Annotated in this window: 15 protein-coding genes; all 15 read left to right on the top strand. The window is 26.1% G+C overall.

What is annotated here, in order from left to right:
• Window positions 1–75 precede the first annotated feature (75 nt).
• Window positions 76–765 (top strand): hypothetical protein, encoded by a 690-nt coding sequence (locus SPJ33_RS09935; RefSeq protein ID WP_321117807.1) that lies wholly within the window; start codon window positions 76–78, stop codon window positions 763–765.
• Window positions 766–876: 111 nt separating this feature from the next.
• Complete coding sequence (locus SPJ33_RS09930; RefSeq protein WP_321117806.1) at window positions 877–1,653, top strand: potassium channel family protein; 777 nt, start codon at window positions 877–879, stop codon at window positions 1,651–1,653.
• Window positions 1,654–1,812: 159 nt separating this feature from the next.
• Window positions 1,813–3,516 carry a hydroxylamine reductase gene (gene hcp, locus SPJ33_RS09925; RefSeq protein WP_321117805.1) on the top strand — a complete coding sequence of 568 codons (1,704 nt, stop codon included), beginning with the start codon at window positions 1,813–1,815 and terminating at the stop codon, window positions 3,514–3,516.
• A 177-nt stretch (window positions 3,517–3,693) separates the two neighbouring features.
• Window positions 3,694–6,939, top strand: a complete 3,246-nt coding sequence (locus SPJ33_RS09920; protein WP_321117804.1) for a two-component regulator propeller domain-containing protein — start codon at window positions 3,694–3,696, stop codon at window positions 6,937–6,939.
• 317 nt (window positions 6,940–7,256) lie between these two features.
• Window positions 7,257–9,575: a bifunctional glutamate--cysteine ligase GshA/glutathione synthetase GshB gene (gene gshAB / locus SPJ33_RS09915; RefSeq protein WP_321117803.1), complete on the top strand. Its 2,319-nt coding sequence runs from the start codon at window positions 7,257–7,259 to the stop codon at window positions 9,573–9,575.
• Window positions 9,575–9,844 (top strand): metalloregulator ArsR/SmtB family transcription factor, encoded by a 270-nt coding sequence (locus SPJ33_RS09910; protein WP_321117802.1) that lies wholly within the window; start codon window positions 9,575–9,577, stop codon window positions 9,842–9,844. Before gshAB ends, SPJ33_RS09910 begins: the two co-directional genes overlap by 1 nt.
• 25 nt (window positions 9,845–9,869) lie before the next feature.
• The gene (locus SPJ33_RS09905) at window positions 9,870–10,760 is read left to right on the top strand and encodes a hypothetical protein (RefSeq protein WP_321117801.1); all 891 of its coding nucleotides are present in this window, start codon (window positions 9,870–9,872) and stop codon (window positions 10,758–10,760) included.
• A gap of 173 nt (window positions 10,761–10,933) precedes the next feature.
• Entirely contained in the window at window positions 10,934–11,089 is a 156-nt protein-coding gene (locus SPJ33_RS09900) for a zinc-ribbon domain-containing protein (protein WP_321117800.1), read from the top strand.
• A gap of 112 nt (window positions 11,090–11,201) precedes the next feature.
• Window positions 11,202–12,113 carry a tetratricopeptide repeat protein gene (locus SPJ33_RS09895; protein WP_321117799.1) on the top strand — a complete coding sequence of 304 codons (912 nt, stop codon included), beginning with the start codon at window positions 11,202–11,204 and terminating at the stop codon, window positions 12,111–12,113.
• 148 nt (window positions 12,114–12,261) lie between these two features.
• Window positions 12,262–14,031, top strand: a complete 1,770-nt coding sequence (locus SPJ33_RS09890) for an ABC transporter ATP-binding protein/permease (protein WP_321117798.1) — start codon at window positions 12,262–12,264, stop codon at window positions 14,029–14,031.
• A complete protein-coding gene (locus SPJ33_RS09885) occupies window positions 14,031–15,704 on the top strand; it encodes an ABC transporter ATP-binding protein (RefSeq protein WP_321117797.1) in 1,674 nt (557 codons plus the stop codon). The genes SPJ33_RS09890 and SPJ33_RS09885 overlap by 1 nt, the downstream gene beginning before the upstream one ends.
• Before the next feature lie 9 nt (window positions 15,705–15,713).
• Window positions 15,714–16,103 (top strand): YbaN family protein, encoded by a 390-nt coding sequence (locus SPJ33_RS09880; protein ID WP_321117796.1) that lies wholly within the window; start codon window positions 15,714–15,716, stop codon window positions 16,101–16,103.
• A gap of 16 nt (window positions 16,104–16,119) precedes the next feature.
• Window positions 16,120–16,425, top strand: a complete 306-nt coding sequence (locus tag SPJ33_RS09875; protein WP_321117795.1) for a nitrous oxide-stimulated promoter family protein — start codon at window positions 16,120–16,122, stop codon at window positions 16,423–16,425.
• Window positions 16,426–16,447: 22 nt separating this feature from the next.
• The gene (locus SPJ33_RS09870) at window positions 16,448–18,241 is read left to right on the top strand and encodes an NEAT domain-containing protein (RefSeq protein ID WP_321117794.1); all 1,794 of its coding nucleotides are present in this window, start codon (window positions 16,448–16,450) and stop codon (window positions 18,239–18,241) included.
• Between the two features lie 123 nt (window positions 18,242–18,364).
• A partial coding sequence (locus tag SPJ33_RS09865) for a DNA topoisomerase III (RefSeq protein ID WP_321117793.1) occupies window positions 18,365–20,493 on the top strand: 2,129 nt, incomplete at its 3' end.

Here is a 20,493-nt window from a genome sequence, read left to right as displayed (position 1 = left end):
CATTTTGTATTATTTAGGTAAAGTGGTATTTAGATATAAGAAAAAGTAATAAAATTAATTTAGAGGTGATATAAGATGAATATAGAAAAAGCTAAGGAATTTGTAAGAAAAGAAAAAGATTATTTAGGAGAAGATTATACTAATATAACTTTTAATATAAATGATATTATTGAATTTCAAGAAGGAACAGATATAAAAACAAGATATTTTATTAAGAATATAAAAATACTTGATAAATATATGGAAATGTTAGAGTATGCTGAAAATGAATTAAACAAAAAGAAAAAAGTTTTATTTTTTACTGTAAATGATGTAGATTTAAATGAAGTAAATAATGAAATTGATTCTATATTAAGCTACAAAAATAAATTTAATAATGTAATAGAAAAGCTTAGATGCTGTTCTAAGTGTAAATGCTTAAATTGTCTAAAAAATTGTCCATTCCATGCATGTTTATTATGTGGAAAAACAGGGAAGGTAACAGAGTGTGATAAAGAAAAAAATAATATAACTATGTTTAAAGATAATTATGTAAAGCTATTTAATTCAGAAACTAATAATTATGATTCAGTTGAAGTGCTATCTCAAGTAGATATGCTTGAAGAAAAATCACTATTTAGGGTTGTTAATTCAAATGGAGAATTCCTAATTTTAAAATATACTCAAGACATGGAAGGAAAAGATAATTATAGTGCAGTTGATAATGAAGAGGTATTTAATTTTGTAGCAGATATTTATGAAAGAAATGTAGAAAATTTAGTGTAAATTTAAAAGTTATACTGCATTATTAATTGAATTTATTTATATTAATATAGTATTTTTATAAAAATACTATAAATACTATATTTAAATAATATTTAATAGTGTGGTGCAAATATGAAAAAGAGAGTACATGAATTTGAATTCTTTATAAATAAGAATTTTGGAATTATATATGATATAGTTATAGGTTTTTTATCAGTTTTTTCTATACTTATAGTTACACTTCAATTTGATATTCAGTTAAGTAAAAATCAATCTATATTTCTTAATTTATGTGATAATTTTGTTTATAGTTTATTTCTTATAGATGGGATAATTAAATGCATATTATCAGATGATTGGAAAGAATTTATTATGAAAAATAAAATTGATTATATAGCATTAATACCTATTCAATTTTTACTTAAAAATATTTCTAGTGATTTTTTAAATATTCTTAGGTTTATTATATATTTTCTAAGGCTAGTTGATAACATGAAAGATTTTTTAAGGACAACTAAGGTATTGCAGATAATAGCAAGTGTCATGACAATAACGCTTATTGGATCGGTTTTAATGTATTTTTTTGAAAGAGAAGGTGGAGATGTAAAAAATTATTGGGATTCTTTATGGCTTGCAATAGTTACGCTTACAACTATAGGATATGGTGATATAACTCCAAAAACATCAGCAGGTCGGTTAGTAGCAACTATTTTAATGTTGACGGGGATTGGGTTTTTATCAACTTTAACATCTACATTTTCTACATATTTAATTACATTAAATAACCATAGAGAACATATGTTTATAGAAGATGAAGATAGAATATATATAGAAATAACTGAATTATCAGAGGAAAATAAAAATAAGCTTATAAGTTATTATAATTATTTAAAACAAGAAGATGAATAAGGTATTTTAAAACAAAATAAAATTAATTTATATTTCGTAACCTTGGTTACAGAATTAAATATGAGTATTTTAGTATACTTTGTTTTGTCGGAAGACAAAAGATAAAAAGAGTAAATAATAAAATTCAGATAAATGTAAATAACCAAGGAGGAAATATAAATGGGAATGTTTTGTTTTCAATGTCAAGAAGCAGCTGGATGTAAGGGCTGTACAGTAAGAGGAGTTTGTGGAAAGACAGAAGATGTAGCTAAGGCACAAGATTTATTAATATATGTAACAAAAGGTCTTGCTATAGTAAGTGATGAAGGAAGAAAAGTTGGAATAATAGATACTAAAGTTGATAAATACATAACAGAAAATTTATTTACAACAATAACAAATGCAAACTTTGATAAAGAAGTAATATTAAATAGAGTAAGAGAAACTTTAAAGCTTAGAGAAGATTTAAAACAAAGAGTTATAAATGCAGGCGGAAAAGTTGGAGAAGTTGTAATAAAGGGTGGATTCTTTAAGAAGTTATTTGGTATGCAAACAAAAGAATTTATAATGCCAGATGCAGCTACTTGGAGTGCGCAAGATGAAATAGCATTTGTTGCAAAATCAGAAACAGTTGGAGTTTTAGCAACTAAAGATGAAGATATAAGAAGTTTAAGAGAACTTATAATGTATGGATTAAAAGGTTTATCAGCATATATGAAGCATGCTATGAACTTAGGCTATAATGATACAGATGTACATGGATTTATGGCAAAAGCATTAGCGGCTACTTTAGATGATAACTTAACTGTAGATGATTATGTTAAATTAGCTTTAGAAACAGGTAAATTTGGTGTAAGTGGTATGGCATTATTAGATAAAGCTAATACTGAAAGCTATGGACATCCAGAAATAACAAAAGTTGATATTGGAGTTAGAAAGAATCCAGGTATAATAATATCAGGTCATGATTTAAGAGACTTAGAAATGCTATTAGAACAAACTAAGGGTACAGGAGTAGATATATATACTCATAGTGAAATGTTAGCAGGACAATATTATCCAGCATTTAAGAAATATGATCATTTTGCAGGAAACTACGGAAATGCATGGTGGTTACAAGATAAAGAATTTGAAACATTTAATGGACCAATACTTATGACTACTAACTGTGTAGTTCCTTCAAAGAAACCATACATGGATAGATTATTTACAACAGGAGCAAGCGGAATGCCTGGATGTAAACACATAGAAGCTGATGAAAATGGACATAAAGATTTCAGCGAAATAATAGAACTTGCTAAAAAATGCAAAGCTCCAACAGAAATCGAAACTGGAGAAATAGTTGGTGGATTTGCTCATAATCAAGTATTCCAATTAGCTGATAAAGTTGTAGATGCAATTAAGAGCGGAGCTATAAAGAGATTCTTTGTAATGGCAGGTTGTGATGGTAGAATGAAGTCAAGAAACTACTACACAGAATTTGCAGAAAAATTACCAAAGGATACTATAATACTTACTGCAGGTTGTGCTAAGTACAAATATAACAAATTAAATTTAGGTGATATCAATGGAATCCCAAGAGTACTAGATGCAGGACAATGTAATGACTCATATTCATTAGTATTAATCGCATTAAAGTTAGTTGAAATATTTGGATTAGAAAGTGTTAATGAATTACCATTAAGCTACAACATAGCATGGTATGAACAAAAAGCTGTAATAGTATTACTTTCATTATTACATTTAGGAGTTAAGAATATACATTTAGGACCAACTCTACCAGCATTCCTTTCACCAAATGTAGCTAAAGTATTAGTTGATAATTTTGGAATTGCAGGTATATCAAATGTTGATGATGATATAAAATTATTCATGGAAAGCTAATAATATACAAGATTCTAGTAAAGATAAGTTTTTAAAAAAGTTATATGAAATTTCATATAACTTTTTTGCTTTATAAATTAATTTACATATAGTTTGAAAAGTTTACTTATTGACAATAAATTCCGTGTATGGCAAAATAAAATTATGTGAAAAAAATGTCGAAAGATGGAGGAAATTATGAAGAAAAAATCTACCATAATTACATTATTTATATTAAGTATATTTTTAATAGGTAATTTTGGGTGTATAAGTGTTGGTGCTGAAGAGAATGATAAATATTTTAAATTCACCAATATTACAGTAAAAGATGGTTTATCGCAAGGGTCAGTTTATGCAATTTTTAAAGATGAAGATGGCTATATGTGGTTTGGAACAAACGATGGCTTAAATAGGTTTAATGGATATGATTATACTGTTTTAAAATCTGATGATAGGGATGAAAAAACAATACCTTCAGGAATTATAGGATCAATAGTAGAAGATAAAGAAGGCTATTTATGGATTGGGACAAGTTCAGGACTTGGAAGATTAGATAGAAAGTCATTATCTGTAGAAAGAATAGATGCAGATATTAATGATAGTAAAAAGTTATCAAATGCCCATGTTTGGGATTTATATATTGACAGTAAGGACAATTTATGGGTAGGTACAGAGTCAGGATTAAACTTATATGATTACAAAACAAAAGAATTTAAAAAATTTCTTCCATCTAATACGGATAAAAATACATTAAGTGATGATTTTATTACCTCAATTTCAGAAGGAGAAAACGATGAAATATGGATCGGCACAAAAGATGGGTTAAATATATTAAATAGAAATACTGGAAAAGTAACTAGAATACCAAGAAGTATATTACCAAGCAATTATATAATAAAATTATATAAAGATTCTGATGAGAATATGTGGATAGCTACACAAGATGGTGGAGTAGTTAAATTTAATCTTAAAACCAAAAAGCTAGATAAATTAGAAAGTATTAATAAAAGATATGGATCAGAGAATTTTGCAGTAAACAGTATGTATGAAGGTTCAAATAAAAATATGTGGCTTGGAAGTAAAGGCGGTCTTATAAAATATTCTTTAGATACAGGAAAAATAGAGAGCTTTAATAACAATCCATATGATTCAGAAAGCTTAGTAAATGATAGTGTACAAAGTGTTTATAGGGATGATGAAGGACTTATATGGATTGGTACATACAGTGGTATAAGTATACTAGATACAAATCAAAGATTCATACATTATAAAAGTCAAGCTGGAGACGAAAATACATTAAGCAATAATAGCATAGGTGGAATATATCAAGATGATGATGGAGTATTATGGATTGGAACAACAAATGATGGATTAAATAAATTTGATAGAAAAAATAATAAAATGACTCATTATAAATTTGATAGAAATAATGAAAACACCATACCAAGTAATACAATATTCCAAGTTACTGGAGATAAAAAAGGTAACATATGGGTAGCTACTAAAGAGGGATTATGTAGATTAAATCCTAAAACAGAGGAAATAAAAAGATATAAATATGAAGAAGGAGAAAATTCTTTAGTTAATAATGATGTTAAAGAAATTTACTTTGATAGTAAAGGGAATCTTTGGATAGGAACAAGAGATGGATTATGTATACTCGATACAGAAAAAGATAAGTTTACAGATTTAACTAATCTTTTAGTTGATAATAATATAGGGGAAACATTTATAAGAAGAGTATTTGAAGATTCTAAAGGCAACTTTTGGATTGCAACTGGATGGAACGGTGGCTTAATACAGTTAGATAAAAACAAGAAGTTTGTTAAGAATTATAAAAATATTAAAGGTGATAGTAAATCTTTAAGCAATAATGCTATAAAAGGTATAAACGAAGATAAAAATGGTTATATATGGGTTACAACATCAGTTGGAATTGGCAAGTTAGATCCTAAAAGTGGAGAATTTAAGACTTATACTGAAGAAGATGGACTTGCAAATAATTATGCATATGGAATACTTGTAGATAAAGATGATAATTTATGGGTTAGTACTAATGGTGGATTATCAAAATATGACCAAAAGGAAGATACTTTTAACAATTATACGATAATAGATGGTATACAAAGCAACGAATTTAATGGAACAGCAGAATTTAAAGGAAAAGATGATGAAATGTTCTTTGGTGGGATAAATGGAGTTACAGCATTTTTCCCAGAAAAATTAAATGATGACAAAAATATAGAACAAAAAATAACTATATCTAAGTTTAATGTTTATAGCAATCCAAATATAAGATTAAATGATGATAAAGTAGTGTTAAAGAGCAATGAAAATACGTTTACTTTTGATTTCTTTCTTCCAGATTACAGAATCTTAGGTGCAGGAACATATGAATATATGCTTGAAGGGTTTGATAAAGAGTGGGTATATTCAGGAAAGAGAAATTTTGCAAGATACACTAATTTAGAACCTGGAAAATATAAATTTAAAGTTAGAGCAAGAGATAAAAATGGTAAGCTTAGCGAAGTGAAAGAAGTTTCTTTAAAGATTAAGAAGCCTTGGTATGCAACTAATATAGCATATTTTATATATTTTATAGTATTGATTATTATAGCATATTTTGTTATAGATTATGTTAATATACTAAATAAATTAGTTAAACAAAGAACTGAAGAACTTAATCAAAAGATGAAAGAAAATAAGAATATGTATGATAAATTATTAAAATGCGAGAAAGTTAGAAATACATATCTAGTTAATTTATCTCATGAACTTAGAACACCTCTTAATGTTATATTATCAACTGAACAACTTATAACTATGCTAAATAAAAATTTAGAAGGAATAAAACAAGTTGATTTAGAAAAGTATATGGGAATAATAAAGAAAAATTCTAAAAATCTTTTAAAGGTTATAAATGATTTAATTGATAGTTCTAAAATTGATTCAGGATATTATAAGCTAAATATAGAAGAAGTAGATATTGTGTATCTTGTTGAAGAAACTGCATTATCTATGAAAACTTATATAGAAGATAACGGCTTAGAGCTTATAATAGATCCAGAAATTGAAGAAAAGATTATAGAATGTGATAAAACAAACATAGAAAGATGTGTAATAAATCTTATATCTAATGCTGTAAAATATAATAAACCTAGTGGTTCTATATTTGTAAGCATTAAAGAAAATGAAGATAGTGTGGATATAATAGTAAAAGATACTGGGATTGGAATAGCAGAAGATCAAAGAGATATAGTCTTTGATAGATTTTCACAAGTAGAAATAGATACAAAAAATAAGCATCATAGTAGTGGCTTAGGACTTACATTAGTTAAAAATTTAGTTAAACTTCATAATGGGAAAATAACTTTAATAAGTAAACTTGGTGAAGGAAGCGAGTTTATAATAACTCTTCCTATAAAACAAAATAAAGATAATTAACATAAAAGAAGTTATGCATTTTTGCATAACTTCTTTTTTTAATAAAAATTTAATTCATAGAACATATAAATAAAATAATACAGAATTAAAATAAATATATAATATATTTATAATGTACTTTACTATATAACTATATTACTATATAGTTATATAGTAATATAAAATTTTATTTTAAAAAATTAATTGAAAAAATAGATTTACTGTAATAAATAAAGTTTTAAAGAGTATAAGTGTTAATGATTTATTAAAGGATAATAATATTTAAAGGTGTTTTGATGTATTAAAATTTCAAGAAAATGAAAGGTAGAGAAGATATTATGTATAATAATTTATTACATTTAATTAGTGATAATAAACTAAACAGAAAATTATTAAGAAGTGGATTTGGTCTTGAAAAAGAAAATTTAAGGGTGGATTCTAAAGGAAGACTTGCATTAACAAAGCATCCGAAGATTTTTGATGAAAATAATCCATATATAAAAAGAGATTTTTCTGAAAGTCAAGTTGAGATGGTAACACCAATATGCAATTCTATAGATGAAGTTTATGATTTTATGGAAAACCTTCATAATATAGTATCAACAAGTTTAGAGAATGAATATTTATGGCCACAAAGTAATCCTCCTATAATTCCAAGCGATGATGAGATACCAGTTGCAATGCTTAAAAATAAAGATGAGGTTAAATATAGACAAGGGCTTATTGCAAAGTATGGTGCTAAAAAGCAACTTGTAAGTGGAGTTCATTTTAATTTTTCATTTAATGAAGAATTATTAAAAGAACTTTATAAATTAACTAAATGCAAAGATAGTTATAAAGATTTTAAAAATAATATCTATTTTAAGATAGGAAGAAACTTAATAAAGTATAAATGGTTTTTAATATATTTAACAGGAGCTAGCCCGGTATTCCATAAGAGTTATAAAGGAACATGCAGTAAAAAATCAGAAAAGATTGGGGAAGATGATTATTACTTTAAGGGCGTAAACTCTTTAAGAAATAGCGAGTGTGGATATAAAAACTCAGAAGATTTTTATGTTTCTTATAATAATGTAGAAGAATATGTTAAAGACATAAGAAAGCTTATAGAAGATAATTGTATACAAGGGGCAAGAGAATATTATAGTCCTATTAGATTTAAAAGCAAAGAACAAGGTGATATGCTCTTAAATCTTTTAAATGATGGAGTTAAGTATATAGAAATAAGACTTCTTGATTTAGATCCATTATCAAAGATAGGAGTAAGCAAAGACACTCTTAACTTAATTTTCTTATTTATATTATTTACATTGTTTACTAAGGATCAAGAATACACAGTTAAATTACATGAAGAATATGTAGAAAATGATAATAATGCTATAGAAAATCATGAGTATCATTTAATAAACTTTAATGGCAAAAAAGTTGATTTAAGAGAGCAAGGGCTTAAAGTATTAGATGAAATCGAAGAAATAGTAAATACATTATTCTCTGATAACGAAGAATTAAAAAAAGTAATTGATATTTCAAGAAGCAGATTTAATGATTATGAAAATACAATTGCAAGTAAATTAATAAGTGGAATAAAAAAATCAAATTATATAGATTATTTCATGAATCTTAGTAAAGAATATTTAGAATATAGTAAGAAAAATGTATTTAAATTAAAAGGATATGAAGACTTAGAATTATCTACTCAAATATTAATTATAGACAGCATAAAAAAGGGAATAAAATTTGAGGTATTAGATAGAATAGATAACTTTATTTCATTAAAGAAAGATAATCATATAGAGTATGTAAAACAAGCAACTAAAACATCAAAAGACAGTTACATAACAGCATTAATAATGGAAAATAAGCTTGTTACTAAAAAGGTATTAGAAGAAAACAATATAAGAGTACCAAAGGGTGGATACTACGATAATATTGAAGATGCCCTAATGGATTATTATAAGTATAAAGATAGACAAATAGTAATTAAGCCAAAATCAACTAATTTCGGTATTGGTATCACTATATTTAAAGGTGATTTTACAGAAAAAGATTTTAAAAGAGCTTGTGAAATAGGCTTTGAAAGTGATAAGGAAATATTAATTGAAGAATTTATTAAAGGAAAAGAATATAGATTTTTAATTATAGATAATGAAGTTGTTGGAATACTTCATAGAGTTCCAGCTAATGTATTAGGTAATGGAAAGGACACTATAACAGAACTTGTCAATGAAAAAAATAAAGATCCATTAAGAGGAAAAGGCTATAAAACTCCTTTAGAGAAAATTTCTTTAGGTGAAATTGAAGAGATGTTCTTAAAAGAACAAGGACTTGATTTTAATTATATTCCTAAGAAAGGCGAAATTATATACTTAAGAGAAAATTCAAACATAAGTACAGGTGGAGATAGTATAGACTTTACAGATGATATCCATGAAAGTTATAAAAAGATAGCTATAGAAGCTGCAAAAAGTGTTAATGCTAAGATAACTGGAGTAGATATGATGATACAAGATATAAATAAAGAAGCTTGTGAAAATGGCTATGGAATTATAGAAATAAACTTTAATCCTGCTATTCATATACATTGCTATCCTTATAAAGGGCTAAATAGAAAGGTAGGAGAGAAGGTTTTAAATCTACTTTTTAAGGAGATAAAATAATGTATGAAAAAACAAATGAAGTTTTAAAAGCTATAGCTCATCCTGTTAGGATAAAAATAATAAAAGAATTATATGAAAGTCCAACTTGTGTTTGTAATTTAAATAAAGATATAAAATATTCTCAAGCTAATTTATCAAAGCATCTTAAAATATTAAAAAATGCAAATATTGTAGAGTGCAAAAAAGAAGGAATGTATAGATATTATAAATTAACTGATGAAAAAGTTATTGAAATTATAAATTTAGCTAAAGAGATAGCATATAAATAACACATGAAAAAGGGGAGAATTAAAAATGAAAATTATAAATCCATATAGATATAAAGGAGAATTTTTAAAAGGAAACCTTCATACACATAGTAAAAATAGTCCATGTGGTTTTTATGAACCCAAAAAAATAGTTAATATGTATACATCATATAAAATGGAGTATGATTTTTTAGCAATAACAGATCATTATAAACTTACAGATATTAGTGAGTTTAATGATAGAACAGATATATTACTTATAAAGGGTGTAGAATATAAAAGAAAAGATCATCAAACTTTAGGAATAAACATAAAAGAATATGATGATAATTTAGATGATGATACTAATCATCAAGAATTATTTAATAAAGTAGATGCTGAAGGCGGAATAAATATAATATGTCATCCTCATGGTACTAGAGAAGATTATTGGACTTTAGAAGAATTGTTAAAGTTAGATAATTATACTGGTATAGAGATATTTAATAATAATGTTAGAATGGATTGCAAAGGTAGAGCTGTTGCAACAGATTTATGGGATGAATTATTAAGCAATGGAAAATATGTATATGGATTTGCAAATGATGATATGCACATTTTTTCAAGAGCTGGTGGAGCTTACAATATGGTATTATGCGAAGAAAAATCTATAGACAGCATAATAAATGCAATTAAAAGAGGAAGTTTTTATGCTAGTTTTGGAATAAAGTTAGAAGATATAAAAGTAGAAGATAATATAATATCATTAAAAAATGGAGATAAAAGAGTACCTTATGTGTATTTTAAATTCATTGGAAAGAATGGAAAAGTTCTTAAAGAAGAAAAAGGAAATGAAGCTTCATATATTGTAAAAGGTGATGAAGGATATATTAGAGTAGAAGCTTATAGAGAAGATGGGGCAAGGGCTTGGCTTCAACCATTTTTAATTGAAGAATAAATTAAGAATATTTAGAAAATTTTCTTGAAATACTAAAAATACTATGCTATACTTAATCTGTAAATATAAATAAAGCTTTAAATAATTAAGTATTTTATGTTTTTTAGAGTTTTCTCCAAATTCATAGAAAAAGTTAATTATTGAAAACTTTATGTTTTTTGGAGGAATGAAAAATGGAAGATAAGAAGATTACATGCAGAGACTGTGGAAAGGAATTCGTTTTCACTGTAGGAGAACAAGAATTCTATAAAGAAAAAGGATTCGAAAACGAACCAGTTAGATGCCCAGAATGCAGAAAAGCTAGAAAGCAAAGATTTAACAACAGATAATATGTTAATAATAAGCCATAGAACTTTAGTTCTATGGCTTTTTTATATTTACAATATTTAAAATTTATCTGCTATAATATTTTTATAAATTATAAAAAGAGAGGAAAATATAATGGATAGCTATTTATTTAATAATCATATAAATGTTGCTAGAAGTTTTAAAGCTGAAGGCAACAAATTAAAGGCTCTTCAGTTTTATAAAAAGGCTTATAAATTAGAAGAAGGAAGGCATGATATAGAACTTCTTTTAGATATGGCACTTTTATATCATGAGTTAGAGCAAATAGATTTAGCAGAAGAAAAATATAGAGAAGTCCTTAAGATAGATGATAAAGAAGAGAGAGCTTATTATGGACTTGGAACTCTTTATGATGAAGATGGTTTCTTTGAAGAAGCAAAAGAATATTATAAAAAAGCAATAAAGCTTAATAAAAATTACGATAAAGCATATTTTTTCTTAGCTAATATATATGATGAAGAAGGAGAAAAAGAAAAGGCAATAGAGCTTTATAAAAAAGTTTTAGAGATAAATCCAAAAGATCTTTGGGCTAATGCTAATATAGCATGTATAATGGAGGAAGTTGGAAGACTTAAAGAAGCAGAAAAATATAATAATAGTGCATTAGATATAGAGCCAAATCAATTTAGGATATTATTTAATATGGGAGTAGTACAAAAAGGCTTAGGGAATAATGAAAAAGCTAAAGAATATTATAAAAAATCAATAGAAAGTAATCCTAACTTTCCTTATAGCCATTTAAATTTAGGTGTAATTTATAGAGAAGCTAACAATTATAAAAAGGCTATAGAGATTATATCAAATGGAATAAAAGAAAATAAAGATCAAGGATTTTTATACTATAATAGAGCTTGTTTTTATGCTTTAATTGGAGAGTTAGAAAAAGCACTAGATGATATAATAAAAGCAGTAGAGCTTGATGAGTTTTTTGTAGAATATATGAAAAAAGACAAAGAACTTGATGTTATAAGAAATTTACCTAGATACAAAGAGAAATTTAAATAGTACATATAATAATTAGATTTAAGGCATAGTAAAAAACTACTATGCCTTTTTTATTTCGAAAAATTTAATAAAAAATTTACAAAGATATTGATAATCATTATCAAAAGTGATATATTTATATAGTAATTAATGGAAGGGAGTGATTTTTATGATGATTAATAAAAGACTTATTAATCTTTGCTTAGAATCAAAAAAGTATATAGGCCTTACGATATTATCAAGTTGGATCGTTACGGTATGTAATCTTGTTATGGTACTTTTAGTTGGTGGGATTATAAACAAAGTATTCTATAACATAAATGATTTAAGTGGGGTAAATTTTAAACAATTTATTGGAGAATACATAATATCATATTTAATGATATTTATAGTTTTATTATTAATAAGATTTATTTTTAATATATTATATGGATATTTTTCAAATAAATCATCTGATATTGTAAAAGTAAAACTTAGAGATATAATCTATGATAAGTTACTTAAACTTAGATTAGATTATAACAAAAACTTATCTACATCATCTATTGTTCAAAGTGCTATCGAAGGAGTAGAAGCCTTAGAAATATATTTTGGTAAATACTTATCTCAATTTTTTTATGCACTTTTAGCACCTATTACATTATTCTTTGTAATTTCATTTATATCATTTAAGGCAGCAGTAGTATTTATATTATGTGTACCATTAATACCTATATCAATAGTAGCAATAATGAAATTTGCAAAAAGATTATTAAAAAATTACTGGAATAACTATTCAAATCTAGGTGAAACATTCTTAGAAAATCTTCAAGGACTTACAACATTAAAAGTATTTAATATTGATGAAAAAAGACATAAGAAAATGAATGAAGAAGCAGAAAGCTTTAGAAAAATAACTATGAAAGTTTTAAGTATGCAACTAAATTCAATAACAGTTATGGACCTTATTGCTTTTGGAGGAGCTGCTTTTGGTTCAATAATTGCTCTTATAGAATTTAAAAATGGACGAATAAATATTGGACAAACAGTTATAATCATTTTATTATCATCTGAATTTTTTATACCTCTTAGACTTTTAGGATCATATTTTCATGTTGCTATGAATGGTGTTGCAGCATCTGAAAGGATATTTGAACTTTTAGATAGTAAAGAAAGGGAAAAAGATATAAAACTTGATATTAACAATTTAGATAATATAGATATAGACATTAAGGATATTACATTTTCTTATGATGGAAAAAGAAATGTAATAGAAGATGTTTCTTTAAATATAAAAAATAAAGAATTTACAGCTATAGTAGGTAAAAGTGGAAGTGGAAAAAGTACAATAGCAAACCTTTTATTAAATACTCGTGAAGTAAATAAAGGTGAGATATTATTTAATGGAGTTAATATAAACAATATTTCTTTTAGTGATATATATGAAAAGATAATGCTAATAAACACTAATAGTTATATATTTAATGGAAGCATATTAGATAATCTAAAGGTTGCAAAAGAAAATTTGAGTGATAATGAAATTCAATATGCATTAGAACTTTCAAATCTAAAATCTTTTGTAGATTCTCTTGAAGATGGAATTAATACAAATGTTGGAGAAGGAGGTTCACTTTTATCTGGTGGGCAAAAGCAAAGATTAGCTCTTGCAAGAGCTATTTTAAAAGATAGAGAAATATATATTTTCGATGAAGCTACATCAAATGTTGATGTTGAATCAGAAGAAATTATATGGAAAGCTATTAAAAAATTAGCAAAAGAAAAAACAGTTATTGTAATTTCTCATAGGCTTGCAAATATAAAGGATGCAGATATTATATATGTTCTTGATGATGGAAAGTTAGTTGAAAGTGGAAAACACAAAGAGCTTTTAGAAAATAGAAAAAATTATTTTGATATGGTAAAAGAACAAGAAACATTAGAGAAAAGGGAGGTAATGTAATGAATAGAAAATCAGGAGTTTATCTTATGAAAAGATTAATTTTAGAATTAAAGCCTCTAATACCAATTATGTTTATTACTATATCTATGGGAGTTTTAGGATTTTTATCAGCTATTTTTATGACATCATTTGGAGCAATTGCGATAATGAGTTTGCTTAAAGAAGGAGCTAAGATAACATTTACTACATCTTTAATAATTATGGCACTTTGTGCAATTTTAAGAGGGCCTCTTAGATATGTAGAACAACTATCTGGACATTATATAGCATTTAAAATTTTAGTTATATTAAGGGATAAGGTATTTACAGCACTTAGAAAGCTTGCACCAGCTAAGCTTGAAAATAAAGAAAAAGGTAATTTAATATCATTAATCACAGCGGACATTGAATTATTAGAAGTATTTTATGCTCACACTATTGCACCTATTTCTATTGCGATAATAACAAATACAATCATAGCAATAATACTATTTAATATTAGTCCATATTATGGAGTTTTAGCATTTATTTTATATATTACAATTGGATTTTTTATACCATATTTCACATCTAAAATTGGTAAAAAAGCAGGTATAGATTATAGAAATAAATTTGGAGAAACAAATTCATATCTATTAGATTCATTAAGAGGCCTTAAAGAAGTCTTAATATTTAAAAATGGGGAAAAGAGAAAAGAAAATATTCATAGATATTCTACTGAACTTAATGAAAAACAAAAAAGAATAAAATTGCATGAAGGCATTATAAGAGCGACAACTGATTTTACTATAATGATTGGAATTATGGGATTTTTATTACTTGGAATATATTTATATTTAAATAATTCAATTCAATTTGAAAGAATGATTATTGCGATTATTATAGTATCAGCATCTTTTGGACCCGTAGTTGCTTTAAGTAATTTATCAAATAATTTATTACAAACATTTGCATCAGCAGAAAGAGTTTTTAATCTTTTAGATGAAGAGCCAGAAGTTGTTGAAAATAAAGGCGATAGAATTCTTACTAATTTAGATATAAATTATGAGAATGTTACATTTGGATACAAAGGAAGAAATGAAATATTAGAAGATATAGATATACAAATTAAAAAAGGAGAAAGCATTGCAATTATTGGAGAAAGTGGAAGTGGGAAAAGTACATTTGTAAAGTTACTTATGAGATTTTTTGATGTTAACTTTGGAAAAGTAATATTTGGACAAGAAGATGTAAAGACACTTGAAACAAATGCACTTAGAAGACATCAAGTGCTTATGAGCCAAGAAACATATTTATTTAATGAAACTATAGAAGATAACATAAAGATTAGTAATTTAAATGCTACTGAATTTGAGGTGAAAGAAGCAGCAAAAAAAGCGGCTATACATGAATTTATAGAAAGCCTTCCAAATGGATACAAAACAAAGGTTTCAGAACTTGGATTGAATCTTTCTTCTGGAGAAAAGCAAAGAATAGGTCTTGCTAGGGCATTTTTAAGCAAAGGAGAAGTTATTATTTTAGATGAACCAACAAGTAATTTAGATACTTTAAATGAAGGAATTATATTAAATTCTTTAAAAGAAAACAAAAAAGATAAAACGATAATATTAATAACTCATAGAAAATCAACATCTTCGGTATGTGAGAAAGTGTTTAAGGTAGAAAATAAAAAGTTAGTAAGAGAAGATTATTAGGAGGGGTTAATGTTGGATAAAATAAAGAAATTTTTATATATAGTTGTAGGGCTTATTTCATTTGCTTTAGGAGGCATAGGGGTAGTACTTCCAATACTACCTACAACACCTTTTTTATTACTTTCATCTTTTTGTTTTGTAAGAGGGTCAGAAAGATTTAATAGATGGTTTAGAGGAACTAAAATGTATAAAAAGCACCTTGAAAGTTTTGTAAATAATAGAGCTATGACAATGAAGCAAAAGATAACAATATTATTATTTGCAGATATTATGCTTATGTTTCCACTAATAATATTAGATTCAATTTTGATAAAAGTTTTAATAATTTTACTTATATTAACTAAGTATTGGTACTTCATGTTTAGAATAAAAACTTTAAGATTAGAAGAAAAAATTTAATAAAGGAAGTAATAAAATGACAAAACAAAACAGAATAGATAAAGAAAAAGATATTGTTAAATTAATGATAGAAATATATTGTGAAAAGAAACATAAAACAAAAAATAACCAATTATGTGATGAATGCAGAGAATTATTAGAATATGCACATAAGAGATTAAGTTATTGTAAATTTGGAAATGAAAAAACTTCTTGTAAAAGGTGTCCGATTCATTGTTATAAGAAGGATATGAAAATTAAAATAAAGCAAGTTATGAGATTTTCAGGATGTAGACTTATAATTTATAGACCATATGAATTTATAAGACATATTTTTAAATAAGATAAAGGAGAGAAATTTATTTATGAGAAATAAAATTATAGCATTAACTATTGCTGGAACTATGAGTTTTTCAATTGCAGTTCCAGTAGCCGCAACTACTTTGAATACAGTATTAGAAGAGCGTATAGAAGAAGAGAATAAACTCAAAGATGGAAAATATAAAATAGAAAATGATGCATTTCATCTTACAGAAGATAAAGAGTCTATGGCTAGAAAGTTTTTAGAAAAAGAAAGTACTCTAAAAGTAGAGAAGGGACAAGCTAGATTAGTTATAACATTTTTAAATAAATCTATGATGAAAAATGTTAAGATAAAAGTAAATGATGAAGTTGTGGAAATTAAAATAGTAAATGAAACTGATGATAAAATTACTTATGAATTTAAAATAGATTCTATAAAAGATGATATTATAGTAAGTTCAACACCTTTTCCAACTATGAATGTTGATTTTAGATTAATACTAAAAGAAAATACGCTTGAAAAAGAAGAAGATTTAACTAAACCAGAAGATGCTGATGAAAAAGAAGAAGAGAAAGAAGATGATGAAAAACCTCAAATAGAAAAACCTGAAATAGAAAAACCTGAAATAGAAAAACCTGAAATAGAAAAAGAAGAAGATAAAAAGCCTGAAACAAACGGATCAATATCTAATTCACAAAATGCAAATAAGCCACAAACAAATGGAGAAACAAATTCTCAGATAACAAATCAGCAAAATACTAATAATAATTTAGGTAACCAAGTTGAAAGTAATATACAAACTCAAAATAAAGAGATATATAAGATGCAAAATGAAATATTAACAGAAAGTGAAATTGGATATACTGCAGCTAGAGGAGCCATTGCAAAAATTAATTATATGGAAGTTAGAGAAGGAAAAAAATATATAACTATAAGTATATCAGGCACAGATTTAATGTCTAACATAAGAGTTTTTGTAAATAATAAATCAGTTAATTATACAGTTTTAAAAGATGATAAGAATAATAATTTGATGGATATAGAGTTTTTAGTAAGTTCATTAGATGATAATATTAACTTTAAAATGCATATAGATATGCTTGGAGAAGACATAGATTTTGGAGTTAAATTTTTAAAAGATACAGTAACTCAAATAGGATTTATACCAGAATCACAATCTAATACAGCATTATCAATACCAAACATTGAAAATATTTCAAGTATTATTTCAGACTCTACTTTAGAATCTGATTTAAATTCAGACTCAGATAGCACTGAAAAGAATAGTAATACAAGTAAAAATAATAAAAGCAACATAAAAGCTAGCAAGAAAAGTTTAGCAAAAAAATCTTATAAAGAGTATACGATAAAAAATGAAATTATAAGCGATAGTGCAATCGGAAAAAAGATGGCAAGAAAATATGTAAATGAAACAGCCTTAATTGAAGAAATTGATGGAGTTAAGTATTTAACATTAAGATTTTCAGGTACTGATCTTATGAATAATATAAAGATAAAAGTAAATCATAAAGATGTTGAAATGGAATTAGTAGATGAAGATAGTGAAAAGAATATAGTAGCTTATAGATTTAAAATAGATAATATTAATGATGATATTAAAGTTTATGCTCATATAGTGCCAATGAATATGGATATTGATTTTGGAGTTAAGCTTTTAGAAGATACTTTAGAACTTGTAAGTGAATATGATCCAGAAGATGTAGTAGTTGATGGAACAAAGCTTAAAAAAACTTTAGCAACAAGTTTTGGTGGCGGAATGTTTTTATTAGGAATTGGTACAAATGTATTTGGAACAAAGATGCTTAGAAAGATAAAAAGTAGAAAGAAAAAATAGTAAAAAGGAGTTAAGAAAATATTTCTTAACTCTTTTTAATTTTTAGGGTAAATGTTTTTATAAAGAACTATATTAATGTAGTATAATAAAAATAATAAATTAAATTAAGGAAGGAAAAGATTTATGAAATCATTAGTTTTAGCAGAAAAGCCTTCAGTTGGAAGAGAACTTGGAAGAGTTTTAAAATGTAATAAAAAAGGAAATGGATTTTTAGAAGGAGATAAATACATAGTAACTTGGGCACTTGGTCATTTAGTAACTTTAGATGCACCAGAAGGGTATAATCCTGAGTGGAAAAAATGGAGTATGGAAACACTACCAATGCTTCCAAAACACATGAAACTTACAGTCATTAAAGGTAGTGGAAAACAATATAAGATTGTAAAAGAGCAGATGCAAAGAAAAGATGTTAATGAAATAATAATTGCAACAGATGCAGGTCGTGAAGGGGAATTAGTTGCACGTTGGATTATAGAAAAAGCACATGTTAAAAAGCCAATAAAAAGACTTTGGATATCATCTCAAACAGATAAGGCAATAAAAGATGGATTTAAGAATTTAAAAGATGGAAGATTATATGATAATCTTTATCATGCAGCAGAATGTAGAGCAGAAGCAGATTGGATTGTTGGGCTTAATGTTACAAGAGCATTAACATGTAAGCATAATGCACAGCTTTCAGCAGGTAGAGTTCAATCACCAACTTTAGCTATGATAGTTCAAAGAGAAGAAGAGATTAAAAACTTTAAACCAAAAGAATATAGAACTATTAATATTAAGGCTGATAAATGCAATTTTACTTGGGTAAATAAAGATAATAATTCAAGAATATTTAATAAGGAATTTTCAGATAAAGTAGCATCAAAGCTTAGAAATTCTGAAGGAAAAATAGTAAAGGTTACTGAAAGTCATAAAAAAACATTCTCACCAAAACTTTATGATTTAACAGAACTGCAAAGAGATTGTAATAAAATATTTGGATATTCAGCAAAGCAAACATTAAATATAATGCAAAGACTTTATGAAAATCATAAGCTTTTAACATATCCAAGAACAGACTCAAGATATATTTCTAAGGATATAGTAGCTACAATTCCTGAAAGACTTAAAGCAATTTCAGTAGGCGAATATAGAATGATAGCTACAGATTTACTTAAAACTAAGATAACAGGAAATAAAAGTTTTGTTGATGATTCTAAAGTTTCAGATCACCACGCAATAATTCCAACAGAAGAAAGAGGAATTTTAGAAAACTTAAGTTTAGAAGAAAGACATGTTTATGATTTAGTAGTTAAAAGATTTTTATCAGTTCTTATGCCTCCATTTGAATATATTCAAACTACTCTTGAGGGGGAAGTAAATGGTGAAAGACTTATTGCTAAAGGGAAAGTTATTAAATCAAAAGGATGGAAAAAAGTTTTTGATAGAGAAGATTACGAAGAAGATACAGATATAAAAGAACAAGAACTTCCTAAGATAAATAAAGGTGATGTATTTAAGGTTAAAGAAGTTATTGAAAAGAAAGGTGAAACAAAACCACCAGCAAGATTTAATGAAGGAACGCTTTTATCTGCAATGGAAAACCCACAAAAATATATAACTGTAGATAAGGAATCTGCTAAAACATTAGGAGAAACAGGTGGACTTGGAACAGTTGCAACAAGAGCTGATATAATAGATAAATTATTTAATTCTTTTGTTATAGAAAAGAAGGGAAAAGAAATATTCCCAACTTCAAAAGGAAAACAACTTATAGACTTAGTTCCTAAAGAATTAAAATCACCACTTCTTACAGCAAAATGGGAAGGTGAACTTGATAAGATAGCAAAAGGAAAAGAAGATCCTAAAAAGTTTATAAAGGATATGAAGAATTATTCAACTGCATTAGTTGAAGCAGTAAAACAAGAAGACACTAAGTTCCATCATGATAATTTAACAGGTAAAAAATGCCCTGAGTGTGGGAAATATATGCTTGAAGTTAAGGGCAAAAATGGAACTATGAATGTATGCCAAGATAGAGAATGTGGATATAGAGAAAATGTATCAAGAATTACTAATGCTAGATGTCCAGAATGTAAAAAGAAACTAGAAGTTAGAGGTCAAGGCGAAGGTAAGATATACGTTTGTACTGGAACTAACTGCAACTTTAGAGAAAAAGCATCTTCCTTTGAAAAGAGATTTGATAAAAAAGGAAAGGTAGATAAAAGAGAAACTCAAAGAATCATGGCTAAAATGAAAAAAGAAGCCGAAAA

Origin of the sequence: Clostridium sp., from assembly GCF_034179595.1 — a bacterium.
In the GTDB taxonomy this organism is placed as follows: domain Bacteria; phylum Bacillota; class Clostridia; order Clostridiales; family Clostridiaceae; genus Clostridium.
This window is presented reverse-complemented; position numbering and strand designations above follow the sequence as displayed.

Coding starts and splice junctions, on each gene's coding strand:
- SPJ33_RS09935 (WP_321117807.1), top strand. CDS start 76: ATGAATATAGAAAAAGCTAAGGAATTTGTAAGAAAAGAAAAAGATTAT.
- SPJ33_RS09930 (WP_321117806.1), top strand. CDS start 877: ATGAAAAAGAGAGTACATGAATTTGAATTCTTTATAAATAAGAATTTT.
- hcp (WP_321117805.1), top strand. CDS start 1,813: ATGGGAATGTTTTGTTTTCAATGTCAAGAAGCAGCTGGATGTAAGGGC.
- SPJ33_RS09920 (WP_321117804.1), top strand. CDS start 3,694: ATGAAGAAAAAATCTACCATAATTACATTATTTATATTAAGTATATTT.
- gshAB (WP_321117803.1), top strand. CDS start 7,257: ATGTATAATAATTTATTACATTTAATTAGTGATAATAAACTAAACAGA.
- SPJ33_RS09910 (WP_321117802.1), top strand. CDS start 9,575: ATGTATGAAAAAACAAATGAAGTTTTAAAAGCTATAGCTCATCCTGTT.
- SPJ33_RS09905 (WP_321117801.1), top strand. CDS start 9,870: ATGAAAATTATAAATCCATATAGATATAAAGGAGAATTTTTAAAAGGA.
- SPJ33_RS09900 (WP_321117800.1), top strand. CDS start 10,934: ATGGAAGATAAGAAGATTACATGCAGAGACTGTGGAAAGGAATTCGTT.
- SPJ33_RS09895 (WP_321117799.1), top strand. CDS start 11,202: ATGGATAGCTATTTATTTAATAATCATATAAATGTTGCTAGAAGTTTT.
- SPJ33_RS09890 (WP_321117798.1), top strand. CDS start 12,262: ATGATGATTAATAAAAGACTTATTAATCTTTGCTTAGAATCAAAAAAG.
- SPJ33_RS09885 (WP_321117797.1), top strand. CDS start 14,031: ATGAATAGAAAATCAGGAGTTTATCTTATGAAAAGATTAATTTTAGAA.
- SPJ33_RS09880 (WP_321117796.1), top strand. CDS start 15,714: ATGTTGGATAAAATAAAGAAATTTTTATATATAGTTGTAGGGCTTATT.
- SPJ33_RS09875 (WP_321117795.1), top strand. CDS start 16,120: ATGACAAAACAAAACAGAATAGATAAAGAAAAAGATATTGTTAAATTA.
- SPJ33_RS09870 (WP_321117794.1), top strand. CDS start 16,448: ATGAGAAATAAAATTATAGCATTAACTATTGCTGGAACTATGAGTTTT.